Genomic DNA, 2,455 nt, shown 5'->3' with positions numbered 1-2,455 from the left:
GCACCGCCCGAGCGATGCCGCGGCCGTGCCAGCGGTACTGCACAACGCGGCCCGAGAACAGGCTCGAGGCGAACGTGCCGACCGCGACGGCGGCGGTGAGGATGCCGGTGGTGAGCGCACCGCCACCGAGGAGCACCGTGCCGAGCGCAGGGAAGAGCACGAGAGGCTGTCCGAACGTCATCGCGATGATGTCGATGATGTACTGCATCCGGACGTTGCCGGCCTTGCGCAGGAATCGCCAGCCGTCGACGAGCGACTCGAGGCCCGGACGGACGACCGCCCCCTCCGGCCTCAGCGATGGCAGTGTCCACAGCCCGAGGAACATCGACAGCATCAGCACGACGTCGATCGTGTAGGTCCACCCGTACCCGGTGAGGGCGACGAGCAGGCCGGCCAGCGCCGGCCCCGCCATCACCGTGAGTCCGAAGGCCACACCGTTGAGGGCGGATGCGGCCGCGAGCTTGTCGCGAGGGATGAGGCGAGGCACGATGGCGGTGCGCGTGGCCATGCCCACCGAGTTGGCGGCCGAGTTGATCATGCTCAGGACGTACAGCCACCAGATCGTCTCCATGCCCGTCCAGGTGAGCGCGGCGAGCAGGGCGGTGGATGCGAAGGTGATCGTCGCCGCGATCAGGGCCACACGGCGTCGGTCGAACGCGTCAGCGAGCATGCCGCCGTACAACCCGGCGAGGATCATCGGCACGAGGCCGGCGACCGCGATCATGGAGACGGCGAAGGTGTTCTGCGTCAGGGCGAACACATGGAGCATCACCGTGACGATGGTGAGCTGGCCGCCGATGCCGGCGAGGGTGGATCCGATCCACATCCGGGCGAATGCCGGGCTGGACCTCAGGGGGGAGAGGTCGATCAGGTGGCCGCGGCGGGCGCTCACTCGTCGAACTTCTTCTGCACCTTTCGAGCCTAGTTGAACCGTGCGGGCCTCCCTCCCGGCCGGTGGCGCCGGAGGCAGTCGCCGGCTGGTAGACTCGTCAGGTTGCCGTTTGATCGGCCGCGGATAAAGAGAGCCCACGTATCAGGCGTCGGGCGCCGCGCAACAAGCAGAGAGGGGATCGAATCTATGGCACTGGAAGCAGACGTCAAGAAGGCGATCATCGAAGAGTACGCGACGCACCCCGGTGACACCGGATCCCCCGAGGTGCAGGTCGCAATGCTGACGCAGCGCATCAAGGACCTCACCGAGCACCTCAAGGAGCACAAGCACGACCACCACTCGCGTCGTGGGCTGTTCCTGCTCGTCGGTCAGCGCCGTCGTCTGCTCGGCTACCTCCAGGACATCGACATCGCGCGCTACCGCTCGCTGATCGAGCGTCTCGGACTCCGCCGCTAAGGCACTGCAGACCTGCGTACAATCGCGCAGAACATTCTTGAGAAGGCCGCCCCACGGTGTGGGGCGGCCTTCGTCATGTAACGAGGGGTTGATCCCCTCCCGGTTTTCCGATAGGAAAGTAGAAAGCTTTCCATACGGAAAGTGGAGGAGGTTCGACGTGCAGCAGAAGCCGATTCCCGGTCAGGATGCCCTCGATCCGCCCGATGCCGACGTCGCGCGCCAGTATCTGGCGGACGCGGATGCGGTGGTGGAGCGCCGGGACCGTGCCACCGACCGACGCGCGCTCGCCGGGCTCCAGATGGTCAATGCGGCTGTCACGGCCGGGTATCTCGTGGCGTTCGCGCTCGTCCTCCGGCAGGACGACGTCCTCGCCTCCCAGGTGATCCTGTTCACGTTCCTGGTGTGGGGGCAGCTGGCGAGCGGGATGGCTCAGCGCCACGGGATGCAGTGGCGCTGGAGTGCTTCACGGTGGCCGCTTCTTCTGGGTGGCGGCGTCGTTCTCGTCGGCGCGGTCCTCGTGTTCGGATTCGTGGCGTTGGATACGAGGCTCCCCGTCGGCATGGTGCTCATCCCGGCGGGCTTGGTCCTGGTGGGTATAGGAGGTTACGGCGCGGTTCAGCTCGTGCGCGCGGCCGGTGATCCGCGACCCCCGCGGCCTTCACCCCGAGCCCCTGCGTGATGCAGTGCATGGGCACGTCGTCGATCGAGTCGAAGAAGCGGGCGTTGTCCTCGCGGGTCTGCTCCGTGAGCGTCTTCACGCGAGTGCGCGACGCGAACGACGATCCGGGCTCGTTGAAGCCGATGTGCCCGTCCGTGCCGATACCGAGGATCTGCAGATCGACACCGCCTGCGGCGTCGATGGCCGCTTCGTAGTCGTCGCCGGCGTGCTGGATCGTCGCCTGCGCGCCGTTGGGGACATGGATGCGCTGCGGGTCGAGTCCGAGCGGCTCGACGACCTCACGCGTGATGACGGAGCGGTAGCTCTCCGGGTGCGCGGGGTCGATGCCGACGTACTCGTCGAGGGCGAAGCCGCGCACCTGGGAGACGTCGCGACCCGCGAGCTGGGAGCGGAGCGCCTGGTACACCGGCAGCGGGGTCGACCCGGTC

4 protein-coding genes are annotated in these 2,455 nt (G+C 67.5%); 2 read left to right on the top strand and 2 right to left on the bottom strand.

Annotated features, from left to right (window positions below; translation table 11 throughout):
* Nucleotides 1-892, bottom strand: an 892-nt coding sequence (locus KZA10_RS12405) for an MFS transporter (RefSeq protein ID WP_218683021.1), incomplete at its 3' end; no start/stop codon positions are given.
* 186 nt (nt 893-1,078) lie between these two features.
* On the opposite strand from KZA10_RS12405, the gene rpsO reads away from it, so the two are divergent.
* Both rpsO and KZA10_RS12395 read left to right on the top strand, forming a co-directional pair.
* A complete protein-coding gene (gene rpsO / locus KZA10_RS12400) occupies nt 1,079-1,348 on the top strand; it encodes a 30S ribosomal protein S15 (RefSeq protein WP_017830938.1) in 270 nt (89 codons plus the stop codon).
* Between the two features lie 157 nt (nt 1,349-1,505).
* Nucleotides 1,506-2,027, top strand: coding sequence for a hypothetical protein (locus tag KZA10_RS12395; protein WP_218683020.1), 522 nt, complete (start codon nt 1,506-1,508; stop codon nt 2,025-2,027).
* Here KZA10_RS12395 and KZA10_RS12390 read toward each other — a convergent pair.
* The coding region (locus KZA10_RS12390) for a glucosamine-6-phosphate deaminase (protein WP_256934803.1) at nt 1,915-2,455 on the bottom strand (541 nt) is incomplete at its 5' end. The genes KZA10_RS12395 and KZA10_RS12390 overlap by 113 nt on opposite strands.

Origin of the sequence: Microbacterium sp. BF1, from assembly GCF_019279095.1 — a bacterium.
GTDB lineage: Bacteria > Actinomycetota > Actinomycetes > Actinomycetales > Microbacteriaceae > Microbacterium > Microbacterium maritypicum.
This window is presented reverse-complemented; position numbering and strand designations above follow the sequence as displayed.

Excerpts from the sequence above, each read along its gene's own strand:
- rpsO (WP_017830938.1), top strand. The coding sequence starts at position 1,079 with ATGGCACTGGAAGCAGACGTCAAGAAGGCGATCATCGAAGAGTACGCG.